Genomic DNA, 18,945 nt, shown 5'->3' on the forward strand with positions numbered 1-18,945 from the left:
TTAACTCATATTCAATTGTGTGAATACTCACGGCTATCAAATAACAAATGCACAGAATGTCTCCTTGTGATATCGGTTAGTGCCGATCTTTTAGTAATCATGTGTTTAAGGGGTAATTTAGAGCTTCGGAATGGTTTTATGGGTGCAAGCAATTAAGAGAGTAACCGAGGGAAGCGTCCTTTGGATCGATCTGGCAAAATCGCATCAACCAGATCATCCGCTAGGATTCGACCCAAAGTCTTCCCCTCCTCGACTACGACCACAGAGGAGCGCCTAGTCTCAATTAGTGCTTCAGCAATCGCATCAAGGTCGTCGTTAGGGTCGACAGTCACGCATTTTGATTCGCGAACTAGCGTAGCAATCTGGTCGTTTCTATTTGAGACCATAAGCAGCTCGAAGATCGATACGTCGGCGCAGAAGTTTCCATCTTCGTCAAATACTACAACGCCATCTAGGTCGCCACCGTGGTCTGAAAGGTCGCGCAATTGGTCGATTACCTCGCTTATGGTGGCCGCTTCGTGGACCTCAAGAACCAGACTGGTCATGATTCCGCCAGCGGTCTTTTCGTCGTAGGAAATAAGCTCTTTCAAATCCGCGGCTACGTCAGGTTCGAGGAGGTCGAGCAGTTCATCTCGTTCATCTTCGTCAAGATCTCGAAGAACATCAACCGCTTCGTCTGGCTCCATATTTGCCACGAGGTCGGCGGCTATATCTGGTTCGGTATTTCGAATGAAGGATTCGATCTGTTCAGCATCCATCTCCTCAAGGGCATCTGCGATCGCTTCAACACCAAGTGCCTCGATTAACCCACTGCGCTCTCTTCGTCCTAAATCTTCTAGCAGGTCTGCTAGTTCGGCCGGGCGCAGCCGCTTTATTCCTCCGTTGGCTCGGGCTGCACGTAACTTCATCTCGCCACTAGTTTCATCGAAAGCTGCGACATCGGACCAATCGATTACTCGTATTGGGTTGGCCCTTGCTCGAATTCTCTGAGGCGCCATACGTCGAAAGAGAGCATTCACTCCAACTTCGACACCAACCAGCCTAAGTTTCCCCAGTGCGTTTGCTAGATAGAGTTCGCTTGCACGAATAACTTGGATTCCTTCTACGTCGACCAGCTGGTGGTCTAGGATCTCCTCCATCAGAAGTACTTCGTTGTTGCGCTTTGAAAAATCCCGCAGATCTACTTTAGAGCTTCGAAGCGCTATGGATTTGGTTTCAAAGATCTCCACTTTGTCAATATCAACGAAGGTACGTTGACGTCCCACCCTAACGATTAGACCCGTAATTGGTGGATAGTCAATTTCTGGAGACCATCGAGCGACGATGTCGACCAAAACGCCAATATCACCACCACTTTGATTGCGAACGGTAATTCCAAGCAACCCAGATAGCGGCATTATTGCTGCGCGTATTTCCGAAATGGCAAGGATTCTTCGAGCTCTTGAAACTCTGATTCTTGAAATCCGAACCGGCGAAGGAATCTGTACCTTGTAGGCCATGATTTAACCCCTTATACTAGAAATATCTAATAGATAGGGACGTCATCACCGCTCCGATGTGGCTCGTAACCTTAGTGGGTTGCAACTAGCGCTACCAGACCGACAGTGACGTCATAAAGACGAATTTTTCTCCGGTACTCGGGGGTTCACTAGAATTCATGACATCACCTCCATATTTCAAACAGATCAACTACGCAGAGTCAGACCTCGGTGGAGGCCCGTGCTTACCCACCGTTAACTTCTATGCCAAAGAAAACCTTGTGACGTTATGCCAAACTAAACGATAGGGCGTAAATTACTACTCCTTAAAGCGTAGCTGTATAATCGCAGCTCTTGGTGTTGAAAAAGCGAATTGTCTCAACAATTTACTCTTAATTTACGCAATATTATCTTTACCACTATGGTTTTTTAGCGCGAATTATTCCAGCTTCGGAAACAATCCTGATCGCCTCGATCTCAACGAATCCAGCGTTTGAAAGGAGGGTTACCCAAGAAGCTTGGCTTATAGGTTTTTCTTGAAAACGAAAGAGGTACCTGAATCCGTTCTTTGCAATTCTCCAGTATCCGCCGGGGCCTTTGGACATCATTGTTTTGACTTTGTCCATTATTACCGCGCGGTCTTCTGCGGTAGCACCACGTCCGAACATCATGTCGCCGAAGATAAGCTCTCCGCCAGAGTGGAGCCATCGGAATGCATCGTGGACAAAACTCTGTTTCTCTTTGTCACTTAAGTGGTGCAGCACGTAATTTGAACAGACTAGACCAACGGTACCGTTAGTAACTCCATATTGCTGAACAGAGCCAACCACTGCTTGTACGTTTTTGATCTTTTGACTTTCGAGTTTTTCATTCAAGAGGTCGATCATCTTCGGTGCGATATCGAGTGCAAGAACTGATTTTGTCTTTGTTGCTAGGGGTATGGAAAGCTGACCCGAACCGCATCCAAGATCGATCGCAAACTCTAAAGGTCGATCTCCAATGAGTTCAATCATCTCGTCAACTACCCGTTGTAGTCCAGGATTTTGCATTTCGTCCCAGCTGGTGGCGCGTCGTGACCAGACGACCCGCTGAAGATAGAGACCTGCCTTTTGCATAATTGAAGACAATTTTTACTCTTTCAAACTTGGCACGAACATAAGACAATCGCCGTAAAACGTATCTTTGTTGGGCTCAAGTGGAAGTCTCTTTAGCGCCAACAGCATTAACGGCTTATGACATATTAGTTGGAGGGAGTGAAAACGAAGTGAGAAATAGATTCTAGTCAAACCCTAAGGTCAAATTATTACAGTTTTGCCCCATCGAGGTGGAGGTTTATCGCCCTGGCTTATTTTGATTACGAAGTAGGTGGGACAGTTTGAAGTCGAATATCGATTATCGGTAGCGACAATGAGATATTGTATGAAAATTTCGGAAATAAAATTTCAGAAAGGATGAATTTGGTTATAGTTTTACGGTAGTGGCGACTTTTGAACGATAATTCATGACCTATTTACGCCAATTTATGGTTGGCGTAGCACGTAGAAAGTTTTTATATAGATATTATTTAGTGCTATATTCTTATATTTGATCCGGTAATTGATGAGAATAATTGATATATTGCCTTAATTTTTTATATGGACCGCTGATTGTTCCTGACGAATTTTTATGTCTACTTTTTGCTTTCACCTTCTGATCTAGGTAAGCAACTCGCCTTGGCGGTGCTGGTTACGAATATAGATGGTATTTTGGCCACAAATAACCTGGTGTAGCGAGTAGTTTAGAGCGCTAAAGAGCGGGGCATGTACCTTATAATTTTGCTCGTGGCTACTTGTCGAAGGATGATTTTATAGTTGGGCTTTATTATCTAATCACCTGCAGATGGGCTATAATATTTTGCTAAATAAAAATTAGCTTGCTCATATAAATTTTTAAAAATGTAATACCCGTCATTTATTAGTGAACTCGCTTTTAGATGCGGGTGGCGTTTGCTTTGTGGCGATGATATATAACAGCCAAGAGTCCCGCCGTTAGGGTTGCTACCCCTCCAACTAAGATCCCCGAGCGCCCTCCAAAATGACCAGAGATATAGCCGATCAATGGAGCTCCGATTGGTGTTGATCCAAGGAATGCGACGCCATAAAGTGACATGACCCTACCTCTCATCTCAGGAAGTGATGTCATCTGCAAGAGCGAATTTGCGGTTGAGAGAAAGACGATCGACGCGGCACCAGTAAGAGCTGTTGCAATCAGTGCCAATGGGAATGATGGCATTTCGGACATCAATATCATTAGCACTCCGAAAGCCAACGTTGCAGCCACTAGGAGCTTTTGTGAGACCTTGGCATAAGTTGCCGCTCCTAATCCTCCTACCACTGCGCCTAGACCAAGACTCGCCGTGATAAGTGCATATGAGCCTGCTCCGAGGTGAAAGGTATCCGTGGTGAAAAGCGGCAGGGACACTTGAAATTCATACGCGAGAGTTCCGACGATCACCATCATCAAAAGGGGGATCGCAAGTGAGGGTGTTTTGGCGACGTAGGAAAATCCTTCTCGCAGCTGGCCGGATTTTGAGGTGGCTCGTGTGGCTGGCATAAGTTCTGATGTGCGCAACATGATCAACATTGCAATTACCGCGAGAAAGCTAATGGCGTTTAGGATGAAGTTTGGTCCGACTCCTAAGCTGTAGATGACAGCCCCAGCAATCGATGGTCCGATTACGCGGGCGGAGTTCATGACCACTGAGTTGAGGCTTACCGCATTTGGAAGATCTTTGGGTCCTACCATTTCGATGACGAAAGTCTGTCGAGCGGGCATATCGAGTGTATTTACCAGTCCAACAAGGGCTGCTGCTACAAAGATCATCCAGAGTTGCACCAGGCGAAACTCTACCAATAGGCCAAGAGCAAGCGCGAGGAGCGCAAAAGCGCTCTGGGTTCCAATTAGGAGTTTGCGCTTGTTGGCACGGTCAACGTATACTCCAGCAAGGGGACCTAGCAGTAGCGTTGGAAGGAAGTTGGCCGCTGAAACTAGGCCAAGAACCACCCCTGACTTTGACAGTTGAAGAACCAACCACGATTGCGCGATCATCTGCATCCACGTGCCGGAGTTTGAGACTACTTGACCTATGAAATAGAGGCGATAGTTGCGGTTTGAGAGTGCAGAGAAAGTAGCGAGTTTGGCTCGAGGAGGTTTTTGTTTTATAGCATCGTCTTCTGTATGGGTTTTATGGTCTTCTGGGTCAGAGTTATCTGACGCCTTGGAATATTTTTTAGATATCTGGCTCATTATAAAATCTTTTCGTAATATTAATTTATCTCTTAGGGGCGGGGTGGATGATTCTTTGGTGAAACTCATTCCAAGATTGAGAGTCCCTGGTGTCTCTTTCTCCTACGTGAGTTCCGACCACGATATCTTGTTGGTGACTAGTCGATTTGAACTTTTGTTTGATATCACTATTCGCTAATTAGGAAGGGTATATGTTCTTTGGAATTTTCGTTGGACTTTGCTCCGGCTATGCCAGCTATCGACCTCAGTGGCTTTTCCGGAAGCATTAGAGCTAAGGCGATTGCTATAGCGCTAAATGGAATAGCCCACAGAAAGACCACGTGAAGGCTTTTGACAAATGCGTCAATTACCCCGATATGTATCCGAGTCGGAAGTTTTGCGAGTTGTGCTGGTGAGCCTCCCATCACTGCTGCAGTTGCGCTAGATGTACCCGCAGCAGAACCCATGGTACGAGCGAGATTGAACGAGAGCCGATTGATGAGGATATTCCCAAAGAATGAGGTCCCAATTGCACCGCCCATCGTTCTAAAGAAGGTGACGGCGGAAGTGGCTGTTCCTAGATCTTTGATGTCGACCGAATTTTGAGTTGCAAGGATGATGACTTGAACCGAAAGGCCAAGTCCTAATCCCGTTATGGTCATGTAAATACTCTCAATCCAATACTGAGTATTGGCCTCAAAGAGTGAAAGAAGATAGAATCCGCTAGCAAGTAGGATCGAGCCAATGATGGGGAAGATCTTGTATTTTCCAACTCGTGTGATTATTTGGCCAGATCCGACTGAACCAAGTACTATTCCAAGAGTTAACGGAATAAGCATTAGGCCAGATCGCGTCGCTGATACCCCTCTGACGATCTGCATATATTCAGGAAGAAATATCACAGCGCCAAACAGCGCAAAACCGGATAGGAATCCTATGGATGACGAGACTGAAAAGACTTTGTCTTTGAATAGTCGAAGTGGAAGAATCGGCTCCGGGGCTCTATTTTCTTGGAAGATAAAGGCCAAAGTCAGAGCTATGGTAGCTGCGGCTAATGAAATAATCATGGGCGAGGTCCAAGAGTAGGTGACTCCGCCCCAAACGGTCAAAAGTAATGCGGTAGTTACCGCGGCGGTGATGAGGCCAGATCCTAAGAAATCGATTTTGTGAGGCATTCTGCGAACTGGCAATTTCAGGACATATGAAGTAACCACAAGGGCGAAGATCCCGATGGGGACATTTACGTAAAATATCCATCGCCATGAGATCTGGTCGGTCAAAAATCCTCCGACCAAGGGTCCAAAGACGCTCGCGCTTGCAAATACTGCTCCGGTGTAGCCTTGGTATTTTCCCCTCTCGCGAGGAGGCACGATATCGCCAATGATGGATAGAACCATGGCGAATAGCCCACCACCACCGACTCCTTGAATTGCCCGAAAAGCTATTAGCTCTCCCATATTTTGACTAAGTCCAGACAAGACTGAGCCCACTAGAAAGATGACGATTGCAAATTGAAAGAGTGCTTTTCTCCCATATAAGTCAGAGATCTTGCCATAAAGCGGAGTGACCGCAGTCGAAGAGAGCAGATAGGCGGTGACTACCCAGGATAGGTGTTGAAGTCCACCTAGATCTCCTACGATTGTGGGTAATGCCGTTGATACTATTGTCTGATCTAGTGCCGCAAGAAGCATTCCTAACAAAAGACCGCTCAGTGCCAAAAGTATTTGGCGATGAGTCAGAGGGGTCGAGCCATGGGTTTGATCTAAAGGCTCGGCTTTCGACTCTTTGTCCATCGCTTTTTTTGTCTCCTTCGGGAAATTCAGCGGTCAACTTCTCTGCAGAACTTGATAGTTGCATGCAACACACAACTATCAACTCTACTTCGGGCATTAGCTATTCCGGGTTTAGTATCGCCTCATCAAAAACTTCGATTTCGATGAATGCCCATAGCTTTGCTAGGATTCTTTGTCCATAAGATTGCATGGACGTCGACGCTTTACTATTAGCAGCGTCTGGTTTTGCGTCAACTCTATTTGGGTTGAGGTTCGCTGGAGCTGTGCAATAAATTTTCAAAGATGCCAGGCAAAGATTTAGGTGAATATAGATGCGAGAACCTCTAGAGCGGGCAGGTGCCGAAAGTTCAAAGAAGTTGCTGCTTTATGTTCAGCGATTCATGGCTGTATTCTCAGGGTTTGGTAGCAAATCTCTCCCAATCTAGGGCTTTTAGGTCGCTCCCTTCCCCTTCCACCTTTGGTGTCTTTCGCTCTTTGTTTAGAAATCGTCTCTAAAACCTTGTATCTATTGACTGGTGTATAGAGTCGTTCCGAAGGCATCTGGTAGGTTTTTCGTATTTCTACTAGACTATTTTATTTAATAATGCTTACAGATCTAGAAATCAAAACTACTGCGAAATGGATAAGTGAAGTTCAACTTCGTAACGGTTTAATCCCTTGGTATTCCGGGGGTCATATCGATCCGTGGAATCATATTGAAGCTGTGATCGCCCTAGGCATGGCGGGTTTTGATGAAAGTGCAATAAAGGGTGTTGACTCACTTTTTTCACTCCAAAATCGTGATGGCTCCTTTTGCCACTATTACCTAACCAATGGCGTAAAGGAGCCAAATCGCGATCCAAATGTGATCAGCTACTGTGCCCTGGGGTTACTTGCGCTACATTCGTGCATTGAAAACCTCGATGTAGAGCGGTACTTTCCATTCGTTGAGCGTGCACTTGACTATGTCGTCATGTACCAACGTGATGATGGAAGTTTCCCGATGATGATTACTCCTGAGGGGCTATGTCATCCCAAGTCGCTTTTGGCTGGCAGTTGTTCGATTCTCAACTCTCTCGAGGCAGGAAGTTTTTTGGCAGGAATAGTCGATATCGAAAAGCCTGAGTGGAAACGTGCTCACGAGAGTCTTGGTGATTTTATATATTCGAGCGACTCACGTGTCGTGGCAGACAAATCATCCTGGGCGATGGATTGGTACTATCCCTACTTGGCAAATATTCCGCGATTTGGAGGCCAAGGCTTAGGGCTCGGCCCTCATCGTGAAATCGGTCGATTTTTCGTGTCTGGCTCAGGAGTTAGATGCATCTCTGGGCGAGATTGGTTTACGGCTGCCGAGACCGCCGAGGCCTCGATCGCATTTTCACTCAGCGGAATGAATGAGGCGGCAACGGAGATTTTCTGGACAACAAATCGTTTCAGAGGCGAGGATGGCTCCTACTTAACCGGACTGGTGTATCCTAGTCAAGCTAGTTATCCTCATGAAGAGAGGTCCACATATACCGCGGCAGCGGTGATAATCGCAAACGATGTCATATCTAGCGGTATCTTTGGAAGCCTAGGAGAATTCTTTATAGAGCGTTGGCTCAGGCGCCATCATCGATGATCTTTTTCAGGATTCTAAGCGATCCCTCGGACGAGATCTCTTGGTAGGTAGCGCTCTCTAAGGCATGTTGAAAGATCTCAAATGGTGGTCTTCCCCCATCCTTTGGGTCAGGGAATACATCATGGATTGCCAACGTGCCACCTAGTCCCAACAGAGGTGAATAACTTTGAAAGTCACTCCATTGGGTTTTTTCGTCGTGCCCTCCGTCTAGAAAGATAAAGTCCACAGGGTGCTTTATAAATTTGGCGGCGTTGCGCGAATCCCCCAAAACTGCCATTACATATTTATTTAGGTTAGTTACTCGCATCGCGGCCCGAAATCTTCCAAGGGTGTCTAGATCGTTCGAGACTGGATCCACTAAAGTCCAGTCGTGGCTCTCCCAATCCGGGCCATTTTCAATGGACCCTTTATGGTGATCGATTGTAACCACTAAGGACTTAGATAGTGAAGCCGCGTACCCAAGATAGATGGTCGATAGGCCACAATAGGTCCCAATCTCGATTCCTAGGCTGTTTGGCGATGCTAACGCCTTGCTAGCCCAGTAGCACAGTGCCTCACCCTCTGAAGTTGGCATAAAGCCTTTTACCCATAGAGCAAGATCTAAAAGTTCGGCGGGAAGGCTCAATCGATACTTCATTTGGCTCCTTTTAGTGCGGAGTAAGTTTTTATGCTGTATGTAAATATATAAGGACCGCTGTGCTTCGGTGTTTTGAGAATGAATAATTGCCTTGTTGCTTATTCTTGGAATCGAAATTGGTTTGACCTTCTTGGCGTCTTTGGCCGCCAGTGCGACTCTAGGGATCCATGTCCATCAAATTGGAGTCATCACTGACTATCTGATGGTTCAAATTAGACAACCTTCTAGGGTTGCAACCCTTTGCATGAGGTCACTGATGAAGTGTGGGAGCGGGTGTTTGCTGTCAATGTTGATGGCATGTTCCGCCTGACCCGCGCCGTGATTGCGCTCACATGCTCGGCGCCGGCGCCGGATCGATAGTTAATATCCCATCAGAGGCTGGTCTGCGAGGGTTTGCCGCTGGCCTTGCCTATACCGCCTCAAAACACGCTGTAGTTGGCCTGACCCGTAGTTGCGCTTTTATGTATTGGCCATCGGGTCTTCGTTTCAACGCGGTCGCACCTGGGCCGGTTGCGACGAACATAGAGGCTTCGTTCGCATCTGAGCTTGGTCAATCCCGCATCGCTAATGCAATGGCTGCGATGCCTCCGATTGCGCAAGCGACGCAGTTTGCTGCCTTGATTACCTTTTTGCTGAGCGATGATGCTACGAATGTAAATGGTGCAATTGTACCCTCAGATGGGGGATGGCCAAGCCTTTAAAGACCACCTCCTTCCGATCTTTTTTAGCGTCAAGTCGTGCGCGCGATTTTGGTTTTATGGGCTATTTGAACGGCAGATTCCTAAATAGATTCCTAAAAGGGTCTCTCCGGTACATCCCTTTTAGGAATCTGTTTTTCGCTTTTGTATGTCAAGTTTAGGGTCACCTTTGAGGTGATTCAATATGGGTTCGCAACTGGTCGAACGACTATCTCTTTTGATTGGCGGAGAGTTTTTCTGGTTTACTCTGGTGATCTAGCTCTGGCTCGTTGATTGTGATTGGAAAAGTCAAGGTGAACTTGGAGCCAACTTGATATCTTGATTCAACATCGATACGCCCACCTATGTTGAGGGCAGCTTGCCTGGCTATAGAGAGGCCAAGTCCGGAACCACCACTGGCGCGATCTCTTGCGTTGTCTATTCGGTAGAGACGATCAAATATTTTATGGATATTCTCTTTCTTGATTCCGATTCCATTATCTGTTACCGAGATCGAGTATTCGTTTTGCGAGGCGCGCTTCCCCTCGATTACTACAGCTTTTTTAGTGGTTGAATATCTGATTGCATTGCTGGTGAAGTTGTCGATTATCATCTCGATTAATCGTTTGTCCTGGGCAATCTCACGCGGTTGATAGGATATCTCAAGCGAAATTTCTTTTTCTTTAGCGCGATTTTGGAACCGCCCTTTTAGATTATGCGAGAGTTCAATCGAATTGAAGTGCGTCTGGGTTGCCGCTTTCGTCACCTCCAAATGATCTAAGGAGCGTAGGTCTTCTAGTAAAAAATGTATCCTCTTTACCTCGTCGGTAATTAGCTCGATGGCTTCAGTCTGTTCTTTTGGTTCTGATATGGTTTTATCGGCAATTGCTATGGCCAAACCTGTAGCAGCATTGATAGGAGTCGCAATTTCGTGGGCTAGGTCCGAAAGAAATCGACGCTGTTCTTGGTCGGAGCGCTCTAGTGATTTTGCCATTTGATCGAAGGCACTTACTAAGGCGTCGAACTCAGACGGCAGGGTGTTTTGAAGGCGCGCGGACAGGTCCCCAGATTCAATTCTTTGGGCAACTCTTGATGTCTCTTTGACTGATCCACCTATCGCTCTTTCGATAATAGAGGTGACCCAGAATGCGCCAATGAGTACTCCAACGATTACTATCGCTGACACTGTGGTTATTTCAACCGATAGGGGTGTAGGGTTTGACTTTGGCGCGATGACTGTGACGTCTAAAGAGGGTCCTATTCTGGCGAAAGAGACCCTTGAACCATAATTCATTGATCCAGGGGTTGCAAATAATCGAACTCCATCTCGGTAGATTGAGAAATCAAATCCGGGTGAGGCCCGATAAATTTCATTGAATGCGTGAGAGTTCAAGCCGTTAGTGGCAAGTTCATATACCGATCGTGAGATTGAGCGAGCCGCGTTCTTTAGGTAGAGGCGTTGGTCGCTTCGTTCGAGTTGCATTGCCAAGATGAAGCTTCCAATGATGCCAATTGCGCCAGTTAAAAAGAGTACTGCCAACACTCTGGACCTAATTGACTTTACTTTATATTTGGGCAAAGCTGCTCCTTTGGATTACTTTATCGAATCGAATCTCAGTATCTTGGGTTCATCTCTCATCAAGTCGGTAACCAACGCCTCGCAGTGATGTGATGTTCGCGGCTCCATTTAGTTTCTTCCTGAGAGAGGCGACATACACATCGATGGTTTTTTCCGTGATGAAGGTAGTTCCGCTCCGAAATACATATACATTCATATGCACCTCTTTTGTTTTCGCTCTCCAGACGCCTTTGCGTGTTCTGCCCCATCCACGGGGGCAGAACTAGGGCGAGTCGGTGGTTGCACACCTCCCACGTCCAACTCGCGTTGTCGTGGTATCGTTGGAGTCCTGCCGTGAGCGCTATCCTTGGCATCTTCGAGGATGTTCCGGCTTTCCATTTAGCGTAGGAACCTCGCGTCAAGAATCTTTCTCACTTCCGTGTAGGGAGTGAACCGGTCGATCTGGTGATCTTGGATCCTTGATTTGATGTTCATGGAGGCTACGTGATCTGCATCGCCCTGCCAATTGCAATCCCAATAAGGGTTACGACAGTGAAACACATCCCCGCTTCGGTTGTCGAAAGAGACATACCCACACGTTGGATTAGGAGATGTTTGGCTGGTGTAGGCCGCGTTGACCGTTTTAATGCCGGAACCTCCGACATGCGCATGTACCATAATGCGTTCTTGGTTCTCGTCCCTTGCCCACGATGAGCAGAGTCGAGATATCTTCTTAGACTTAGCCTTACCCCCTAGGTGAGACAGATCTTCGGTGATGATTTCTTTTGGCCGTTGTGATGGATGTTGGGGAGCTCGTCCATTAGCTCTGGTGCGATTGCCCTCTCCGTAGACCACTTCTTTGATTGCAGCGCCCGAAATTGTCTGTAGTTGTGCCTTTGCACGCCTGAGTCGAGCTTTTTGTTTCTTGGTCCCTAGGTTATTTCGTGAGATGTGCTTGGTTCTTCTGGAGCCAGCACCTCTCTTTGATAGAGCGTGAAGTTTGTTCCTTGCCTTGGCGGTCTTATGCCTGCGCTTAGTCATGGAACTATAGAGCTCGGCCATACTCGTCGCCATGATGAACTCCCGAGTCATCAGTGCAGACCTCGGTGATTCCCCAGTCGAGCGATACAGCGGGGCCGGTGGCCTTGGCTAGAGCTGCAACGTCGTAGCTAACGTGAATGAAGGCCCGCTTGTTCTCTTCATCAAGTACGACCCTGACATTCCCCGACACACGAGAAATGCCAGACAGGGGTAGCGAGATGCGTTTGTTGCGAGTTGAGCTGACAACTTTGACATAGCGTCTGGTCTTGCCTTTAGCTGTGTCGTTGTCGACCACTGAATACAAGGTAGAGTCCAAAGACATCGAGTGAGACTTGATAACGGTTGGCCAGCTACCATCGAGTGCATCTCGAATGACGCGATGTAAGTACGAGGCTATCTTTGCACCCGTTTCGGGGGAGGTAGTCACAGTGGAGATCTCTGGCACGCCGCCACCCATGATTTGGCCAATAGCCGAGTATCTCGTTAGACAAGCATAGGCATAATGCCTCTCATCTTCGTCTGTGAAGCGTCTCCACACCCTTGCCTTGACGTTAGCTCTTACAAAGCAGGACTCGATGTGGCGAATACAGGTATCCACGGCGTCAAAGGCAGCTTGGTCTACCAAATGGACGTTGATGCCCTCTGGGTATAAGCCCTGTGCCTTTGCATAGTCACGAAAGCTTTTGCTTCTATCAAGCAGCCTCCATAGGCTAGTCTGGCGCAGATGAGCTACGAAGACGCGCTTTGCGTCGCTATAGTGCCCAATCACAGAGCGCGTCTCGTCATACTTGTTCTTGTTCAGTGGCAACGTGGCTAGACGTACCGTGCGCTTCATAATGCTAACCATAGAGTGAGGCTCGGACATCGGATCATGGAGTTACCTCTTTGGCCACCTCTTGAAGCCGTTCCATAACCTTTTTGTTTTTATGGTTACGCGATCCATATAGCCAGCCCGAGAAGACGGTTACGATTTCAATGACATCGTTTGTCAGATCTTCTTCAAAGGTTGAATCCTCGCTAGCGTTGATAATGATTACTTCGACTCCAAAATGCTCACAAAGAGACAAAACAAGCTCTGACCCAAAACGAAGCAGTCTGTCCTTGTGACTGAGCACCAGCCGATCTACCTCGCCGGAGCAAATCCAAGAGATAAGCACTTTTAGTCCACGCTTATGGTAGTTGAGTCCTGACCCTACATCGGAGATGACCTCATAGCTCCACCCGTTTGCGGCGCAATAGCTCTCTAGGAGAGCCACCTGGCGAACCAAGTCGTCTTTTTGAGCGTTGGTTGACACGCGGGCATAGGCGATGGTAGCTCTGGTGGATGGAGCTTTATGAGAGTAATAGCACGAAGCTTAGATAGGTCATAACGCCTTCTGCCTCCTTGTGTGCGTATAGGAGGATCGATACGTCCTTCTGCTTGTCATCACCGTAGCGTCACGGGGTGTACCCCAAGCTCCTGTGCTGGCACCCCAATAGGCACTAACCTCGTCATATAGGCATTATAGTAAACTTCGTTCAAGAGTGCTCAGCTGGAGAGTAGCAGTAGCGAGCCCCATGCTGCCAAAAGTAGCGCTTCTCTGGTGAAGACCTTTCCTGGCGAGGAGGCGAGTTTGTAGAGTAGGTCGAATTCGCGCTTTGAGAGGTCGATCTCAGAATCGTCAACTGTGGTTCGCCGGGAATTGGGGTTAATCGACAATTTTGCCATTGTTATGGTTGGTGCGCCAACTTCGAAATCGTGAAATGTTCCATTGAAGCGCCGAAGATGGGCTCGCACTCTTGCTACGACTTCAGGCGCCGAAAAAGGTTTGGTGACATAGTCATCCGCTCCAATTTCAAGGCCAGTGATCTTTGAAGATTCCTCTCCTTTTGCTGTAACTAAGATAAGCGGTATATCTGTTATTGTTCTAAGTTCTCTAACTAGGGCAAATCCATCTGCGCCAGGCATCATAACGTCGATAAGAGCTATGTTGATTTGGTATTGATCAAAGAGCGCTCTAGCGCTTGTGGAATCTCCGGCCTCGACGACATTGAAACCTTCTTTGGTGAAGTAGCTCCTCAAAAGTCGACGAAGTGGATATTCGTCGTCGACGATCAAAATTGTAGTAGTTTCTTCCATGAGTTGATTCCTAAGAGGAGAGCGCGTCAATCGTGTTGGAACGTATGAACTTTTGAATAGAGAGTGCTCTTTTAGCCCGACCTATTTTGATTCCTATTTGAGTTATTTGAGATTTTTAGATCCAAACAAGAGACAGTAGTCTCTTGTTTGGATCTAGATCTTCATAGAGAGTTTTCCAAAAACCACCAGAGCGAAAGATATCAGATCAGGAAGTATCGATTCTCTGCTTCTCCCCAATGAGTTTTATTGCTTCATTGGGGAGTTTGCCTTACACATCATGACCTTGATTTTTGTAGCCCAAGACCCCATATTGATTATCTGTAAAATTAGGGCTTTGGTTTCAGGTCAAATCCTCAAAAGAGCTGTTTTGGATGATCTGTTACTATGGTCCGCCATGTTGGTTTCGCTATAGTTGCGATCGAAGGCGATTCGAGAGAGCAAGGTTGGCCTCGAAGCGCTCCCGTATCTGAAGTAGCTTTTTCCCAGTCTCAGGGATCCGGACGTTAGCTAGAAAGTTACGGACTTCATTTGCTCGATTTGAGATCTCTGGACTATAGAGAACGGCCATTCCTTCTATCATCCTTGAGATTGTGCTTTCAGGAAAGCGGCTTGCAAGGGCTTCATAGTTATTCGCCACGAAGTCGAATGCAATTGGCCCAGATGTGGCGCCGGCGAGCATTTTAGAGATTGTAAAGGGAGCGTCCTGACTTCTAATTTCGCTTAGAGACATTCCCAAAGTCCTCTCTATCAAGGGAAGTTCGGTGAACTCTGAAAGAGCTGAAAGATAGCGCTGTTCTTCGATTGGGTCACTTGGGTGTCGATATTTGTCTAAGACGAAGGCGTAATCGGCTTCGTCTCCATTGGCCGCAATGATTCGAAGGATGCTTTGGGCCAACGAGGGTTCCATTGTGGCTTCGCCTGACATCTCTGACCTGAAGGTGCTTTGGGCAAATTCAATAACTTCTGGATCTTTGACAAGTGTTCCTAGGACCGAAATGATTTGAGAGCGTAGGACTCCAGTTGTTTCAGGTTCGTCGTCGGCTGGGTTGAAGCCCAAAACCTGCAATAGAGGCCTAAATAATGCTCCTGCGATATCTCCTATCCATTCGCTTTTTTCACTTCCAAGTGCCTTTGACGCGACTTCGAGACCTTGTGCCACGACTGCCCAAACGGGAGATTCGAGGAAGGGCCCCTGCCCGCCGAGAGCATTGGCCACATCCAAGAACCCAAGATAGTCGATCTTGGCTGCGACGACTTGAGCCCAAGAGTCCGAGATCAAATTAAACCTCTCGAGCTCCTCCAGTTTATGAATCTGTGGAATGATTTCTTGGATCAACTCTTGAGAATAAGCAACACGATAATACCCGTCGCCCTTAGCGTTTATGATGGTCGGCACGCTTGAAGAGTCGGCGATCTTAGCTCTTGTAGTATCGAGTAGATATGTGTTTAGTTCGTCGGAATCATCTAGGTTGCGGAACGTGAGCGGTACCGACCAGATCTCTCCAATTGCTGAACCTTCTGGCTTGCCGGGAATAAAGGAAAACGGCTCCTGCTCGACAATGAGGTCGGTTCCTTCCTTTTTGAGAGTCACGAGAGGAAATCCGCCCTGAAATACCCATGAGTCCATCAAAGACCTTACTGGCGCGTGCGTTGACTCCTCGAGAGCATCCCAAAGATCGGTGGTTTCCGCATTGGCATAACTATATTTGCGAAGATAGCTTGAAACTCCGGCTCGGGTTGGCTCGGTTCCGAGATAGCGTTCAAGCATTCTTAGGACGCTTCCGCCTTTTTCATAGGTTAAGATGTCGAACATACCTTGACAATCCGATGGATGCGCAACTGGGTACTCTATCGGTCGTGTTGCATGTAACGAATCAGTAGTCTGGGCCGTCGAACGGTATATGCCGAAGGTGTTCCATTTTTTCCAAGCTGGATCAAAGTGATCAGTACAGAGAGTTTCCATATAGGTCGCAAAGGCTTCGTTCAGCCAGATGCCATTCCACCACTTCATCGTAACGAGATCCCCGAACCACATATGAGCTATCTCGTGTGAGATCACATCTACGATACGCTCTTTTTCTGGTTGTGAAGCGTTTGCACTATCGACTATTAGCAACGACTCTCGAAAGGTGACTGCTCCAATATTTTCCATAGCGCCGAAGGCAAAGTCTGGTATGGCTATGAGGTCCAATTTTGATGCTGGATAGGCGATTCCGAAGAAGTCCGAAAAGAATTCAACGGCGTGGGCGGCGGCTTCAACTGCAAATGTGGTGAGATGAGACCATCCTGGACGGTGAATGATTCGAATTGGTATGCCACGAACCTCTCGTGGCGTGGTCGCCTCTAGAGGTCCAACTACAAACGCTACTAGATAGCTCGATATTGGTATTGTTGGCTCGAAATTTACCAGCTTCTTCCCCGAAGCGAGCATAACACTAGAGACCTCCGCACCGTTGGAAATCGCTATGTGTTCTGGCTCGACTTCGAGGGAGATCTCAAAGATCGCTTTCATCTCAGGCTCGTCAAAGCATGGGAATGCGCGACGTGCGTCAGTTGCTTCAAATTGAGTCGTGGCGATTTCAACGATTTGGTCTTCATCGTTACGATAGGTACTCTTATAAAAGCCAGCGAGGCGATCGTTAAGGATGCCAGTAAAGTTCATTGCTATGGCGAAGGCACCACTGGGTAATTCCTGTTCCAAATCAAGATTGGCCATCTCGTTTTCGGTATCGTAAGTGATATTTGCGTTGTACGTGCCAGATGGATCTGTAATAGTGGCGGTTTCTATTACCAGTTCGATAGCGTTGATTCGAATTGACGAAAATGCTTCAGCGGCTTCACATTTTATCTCTAGGCTTCCTCTGAAAGTTGCATCTTTGAGATTTGGTGCGATATGGAGTTTGTAATGAAGCGGATGAATTGTTTTTGAAAGGCGATAGTTCTCGGTTGTCACTTGCCCTAACGTAGTAGATTTTTTTCACTTTGGCCCCACTCTGGACAAAACTTTTTCAGCCATGAACCATCACAAACGCCTCTAAAAGTGTCTACCCCTCAGCTGGATCTGCCTTAAATGCAGGAACCTTTGGAAGACGGGGTGTGGGCTGTGACATAGATTACAATCTGATTTCCGGTTCTCTTTGGGGTGCGAATTTAGCTAAAGGGATTGTGGGAATGGCGTCTTTGTATTTTTTTTGAAAAATAGCAGAGGCCTCTAAGTTTGGTTGATCTGAGAGACGGTTGATCTGAGAGACGGTTGATATGCACATTGCTGTCGCCAACGACGAGATTTAGGGGATTTGATTGGGTCTTTCTTTGTGTGATGGTCGCATTTTAGATTTGTCAACAGTATTCGCAATGGGCTTGGCCGTAGTCGTCAAACTATTAGTCTCTCGAGGGCAAGTTAGCCCTTTTTCTCTTTTTAATAGTCTCGAACGATTGAATCGGTGTTCGCCAAATGGAAGGCGCAGAGTTGTTCTTTCGTGGAACCTCTTTTATCGGTCGATCGGATGCCGTTCTCTTTTTTGATATTGATGAGATTTCAGTGATCATGGGGAACGAGGCTCCCTAACGACGACGTTAGCGTTGTTGCCTAGGTCGTTCGATCTCTTAATGTTGCTTTCCATTCCGACGATGTCTCCTTTGGTCTTGCGTTCATTTGTTGGCTCTAGTCCTATCTGGCTGCCGAGACATCTAAGGTGGAATCTTACAAAACGCAGATCTATGGGACCGAAATAATGGTTCGGATATGATTCAGAAACGGCATAGGCTCAAAAAATGGCAGTGGTAGGCATAGGACATGCGATTATTGATCTTTTCGTTCAAGCAGAGGTCGAACTAATCTCGGAATTAGGGTTAGATCCTGGTTCGATGACCTTGATCGATGATTCAACTTCTAGGGAAGTTTTGGCACATCTTTCTGTTCTGAAGGCTTCCTCTGGAGGCTCGGCGGCAAATACCCTGGCTGGGGTTTCGAGTCTTGGTGGTGCAACGTATTTTGTCGGTGCCCTTGGAAATGATCAGTTCGCTAATAACTATCGTGATGATCTAGAGGATGTAGGGATTGTATTTATCGACAATTCCTTGGACTTGGGCGCCTCCAATACCGGCCATTGCATTGTAATTGTAACTCCCGATGGGCAAAGGACGATGCTAACCCACCTTGGTGCCTCGATTCATGTTTTGGATTCAGTGCCCAACATTGACCTTGGCCACGATGCAATTGTCTGCTATGTGGAGGGCTATCTTCTGGATTCACCATCTGGTGGCCAGAATATCGAGGCCATGTTTTCGAAAGAAATAGCAGGGGTAGAGTACGCATTTTCACTTTCAGATCGAACCTTAGTCCAAAGACGCAAGCCCCAGATCTGGGAGCTGATTAAAGGCGGTGGAATCTCGATTTTATTTGGCAATGAAGATGAATTTCTTGAATTGTGCGATTCGAACGATCTATTAGGTGCCGTAGAGAAAGTCGGTGCTTATGTTGGCGAAGGAGCGATCACCCTTGGTGCTAAAGGTTCTTTTGTATTCTCTCGCGATCAAGAACCTATAGTAGTACCAGCGGCCCAAATAGAAGTAGTGGACACCACCGGAGCCGGCGATCTATTTGCTGCAGGCTACTTGTTTGCTCGTGAAAAGGGGTACCCTTCTTACGAACGAGCAAGGATGGGTAATATCTGTGCTTCTGAGGTAATCTCACACTTTGGCGCTCGTCCGCTCGTGGAATTGAGTACTTTGGTAGCCAAGGCATTTTAGGTAACCCAGTCAATTCGTCACCA

14 protein-coding genes and 2 pseudogenes are annotated in these 18,945 nt (G+C 47.2%); 3 read left to right on the plus strand and 13 right to left on the minus strand.

The features are described from left to right. Positions 1-152: 152 nt before the first annotated feature. The 4 genes from ACIDITHRIX25_RS82795 to ACIDITHRIX25_RS82810 all read right to left on the minus strand — a co-directional run bounded on the left by ACIDITHRIX25_RS82795 (position 153) and on the right by ACIDITHRIX25_RS82810 (position 6,535). Positions 153-1,499 (minus strand): magnesium transporter MgtE N-terminal domain-containing protein, encoded by a 1,347-nt coding sequence (locus ACIDITHRIX25_RS82795; RefSeq protein WP_052605746.1) that lies wholly within the window; start codon positions 1,497-1,499, stop codon positions 153-155. A gap of 398 nt (positions 1,500-1,897) precedes the next feature. Beyond that, positions 1,898-2,605: a class I SAM-dependent methyltransferase gene (locus ACIDITHRIX25_RS82800; RefSeq protein ID WP_052605747.1), complete on the minus strand. Its 708-nt coding sequence runs from the start codon at positions 2,603-2,605 to the stop codon at positions 1,898-1,900. Positions 2,606-3,446: 841 nt separating this feature from the next. After that, positions 3,447-4,763 carry an MFS transporter gene (locus tag ACIDITHRIX25_RS82805; RefSeq protein ID WP_201731913.1) on the minus strand — a complete coding sequence of 439 codons (1,317 nt, stop codon included), beginning with the start codon at positions 4,761-4,763 and terminating at the stop codon, positions 3,447-3,449. Between the two features lie 167 nt (positions 4,764-4,930). Then, a complete protein-coding gene (locus tag ACIDITHRIX25_RS82810; protein WP_201731914.1) occupies positions 4,931-6,535 on the minus strand; it encodes an MDR family MFS transporter in 1,605 nt (534 codons plus the stop codon). Positions 6,536-7,118: 583 nt separating this feature from the next. On the opposite strand from ACIDITHRIX25_RS82810, the gene ACIDITHRIX25_RS82815 reads away from it, so the two are divergent. Continuing rightward, entirely contained in the window at positions 7,119-8,138 is a 1,020-nt protein-coding gene (locus ACIDITHRIX25_RS82815; RefSeq protein WP_201731915.1) for a prenyltransferase/squalene oxidase repeat-containing protein, read from the plus strand. On the opposite strand, the gene ACIDITHRIX25_RS82820 is transcribed toward ACIDITHRIX25_RS82815, so the two are convergent. Further along, complete coding sequence (locus ACIDITHRIX25_RS82820) at positions 8,119-8,775, minus strand: class I SAM-dependent methyltransferase (protein WP_052605750.1); 657 nt, start codon at positions 8,773-8,775, stop codon at positions 8,119-8,121. The genes ACIDITHRIX25_RS82815 and ACIDITHRIX25_RS82820 overlap by 20 nt on opposite strands. A 234-nt stretch (positions 8,776-9,009) precedes the next feature. Between ACIDITHRIX25_RS82820 and ACIDITHRIX25_RS82825 the strand changes: the two are divergent. After that, positions 9,010-9,476, plus strand: a pseudogene (locus ACIDITHRIX25_RS82825) (SDR family oxidoreductase); the annotation flags it as partial. A 205-nt stretch (positions 9,477-9,681) separates the two neighbouring features. On the opposite strand, the gene ACIDITHRIX25_RS82830 reads toward ACIDITHRIX25_RS82825, so the two are convergent. The 8 genes and pseudogenes from ACIDITHRIX25_RS82830 to ACIDITHRIX25_RS82865 all read right to left on the minus strand — a co-directional run bounded on the left by ACIDITHRIX25_RS82830 (position 9,682) and on the right by ACIDITHRIX25_RS82865 (position 17,123). Continuing rightward, the gene (locus ACIDITHRIX25_RS82830; protein WP_201731917.1) at positions 9,682-11,031 is read right to left on the minus strand and encodes a sensor histidine kinase; all 1,350 of its coding nucleotides are present in this window, start codon (positions 11,029-11,031) and stop codon (positions 9,682-9,684) included. Between the two features lie 49 nt (positions 11,032-11,080). Beyond that, positions 11,081-11,227, minus strand: a complete 147-nt coding sequence (locus ACIDITHRIX25_RS82835; protein WP_082058655.1) for a winged helix-turn-helix domain-containing protein — start codon at positions 11,225-11,227, stop codon at positions 11,081-11,083. Then, positions 11,224-11,409, minus strand: a complete 186-nt coding sequence (locus ACIDITHRIX25_RS82840; protein WP_201731918.1) for a hypothetical protein — start codon at positions 11,407-11,409, stop codon at positions 11,224-11,226. Before ACIDITHRIX25_RS82840 ends, ACIDITHRIX25_RS82835 begins: the two co-directional genes overlap by 4 nt. Then, a complete protein-coding gene (locus tag ACIDITHRIX25_RS82845; protein WP_201731919.1) occupies positions 11,410-12,072 on the minus strand; it encodes a zinc ribbon domain-containing protein in 663 nt (220 codons plus the stop codon). Beyond that, a complete protein-coding gene (locus ACIDITHRIX25_RS82850) occupies positions 12,056-12,886 on the minus strand; it encodes a hypothetical protein (protein ID WP_201731920.1) in 831 nt (276 codons plus the stop codon). The genes ACIDITHRIX25_RS82845 and ACIDITHRIX25_RS82850 overlap by 17 nt, the downstream gene beginning before the upstream one ends. A gap of 34 nt (positions 12,887-12,920) precedes the next feature. Beyond that, positions 12,921-13,546 (minus strand): annotated as a pseudogene (locus ACIDITHRIX25_RS82855) (IS607 family transposase). Between the two features lie 33 nt (positions 13,547-13,579). After that, positions 13,580-14,170 (minus strand): response regulator transcription factor, encoded by a 591-nt coding sequence (locus ACIDITHRIX25_RS82860; protein ID WP_052606659.1) that lies wholly within the window; start codon positions 14,168-14,170, stop codon positions 13,580-13,582. Positions 14,171-14,576: 406 nt separating this feature from the next. Beyond that, positions 14,577-17,123, minus strand: coding sequence for a M1 family metallopeptidase (locus ACIDITHRIX25_RS82865; RefSeq protein WP_052606658.1), 2,547 nt, complete (start codon positions 17,121-17,123; stop codon positions 14,577-14,579). Between the two features lie 821 nt (positions 17,124-17,944). Between ACIDITHRIX25_RS82865 and ACIDITHRIX25_RS82870 the strand changes: the two genes are divergently transcribed. Next, on the plus strand, positions 17,945-18,922 hold the full coding sequence (locus ACIDITHRIX25_RS82870; RefSeq protein ID WP_201731921.1) for an adenosine kinase: 978 nt from the start codon (positions 17,945-17,947) through the stop codon (positions 18,920-18,922). Positions 18,923-18,945: the final 23 nt, after the last annotated feature.

It is taken from the genome of Acidithrix sp. C25 (assembly GCF_904848545.2).

Bases quoted from the DNA above. Each gene is read 5' to 3' on its own strand.
- ACIDITHRIX25_RS82795 (WP_052605746.1), bottom strand. From the start codon at position 1,499: ATGGCCTACAAGGTACAGATTCCTTCGCCGGTTCGGATTTCAAGAATC.
- ACIDITHRIX25_RS82805 (WP_201731913.1), bottom strand. From the start codon at position 4,763: ATGAGCCAGATATCTAAAAAATATTCCAAGGCGTCAGATAACTCTGAC.
- ACIDITHRIX25_RS82810 (WP_201731914.1), bottom strand. From the start codon at position 6,535: ATGGACAAAGAGTCGAAAGCCGAGCCTTTAGATCAAACCCATGGCTCG.
- ACIDITHRIX25_RS82815 (WP_201731915.1), top strand. From the start codon at position 7,119: ATGCTTACAGATCTAGAAATCAAAACTACTGCGAAATGGATAAGTGAA.
- ACIDITHRIX25_RS82820 (WP_052605750.1), bottom strand. From the start codon at position 8,775: ATGAAGTATCGATTGAGCCTTCCCGCCGAACTTTTAGATCTTGCTCTA.
- ACIDITHRIX25_RS82835 (WP_082058655.1), bottom strand. From the start codon at position 11,227: ATGAATGTATATGTATTTCGGAGCGGAACTACCTTCATCACGGAAAAA.
- ACIDITHRIX25_RS82840 (WP_201731918.1), bottom strand. From the start codon at position 11,409: ATGGAAAGCCGGAACATCCTCGAAGATGCCAAGGATAGCGCTCACGGC.
- ACIDITHRIX25_RS82845 (WP_201731919.1), bottom strand. From the start codon at position 12,072: ATGGCCGAGCTCTATAGTTCCATGACTAAGCGCAGGCATAAGACCGCC.
- ACIDITHRIX25_RS82850 (WP_201731920.1), bottom strand. From the start codon at position 12,886: ATGAAGCGCACGGTACGTCTAGCCACGTTGCCACTGAACAAGAACAAG.
- ACIDITHRIX25_RS82860 (WP_052606659.1), bottom strand. From the start codon at position 14,170: ATGGAAGAAACTACTACAATTTTGATCGTCGACGACGAATATCCACTT.
- ACIDITHRIX25_RS82870 (WP_201731921.1), top strand. From the start codon at position 17,945: ATGGCAGTGGTAGGCATAGGACATGCGATTATTGATCTTTTCGTTCAA.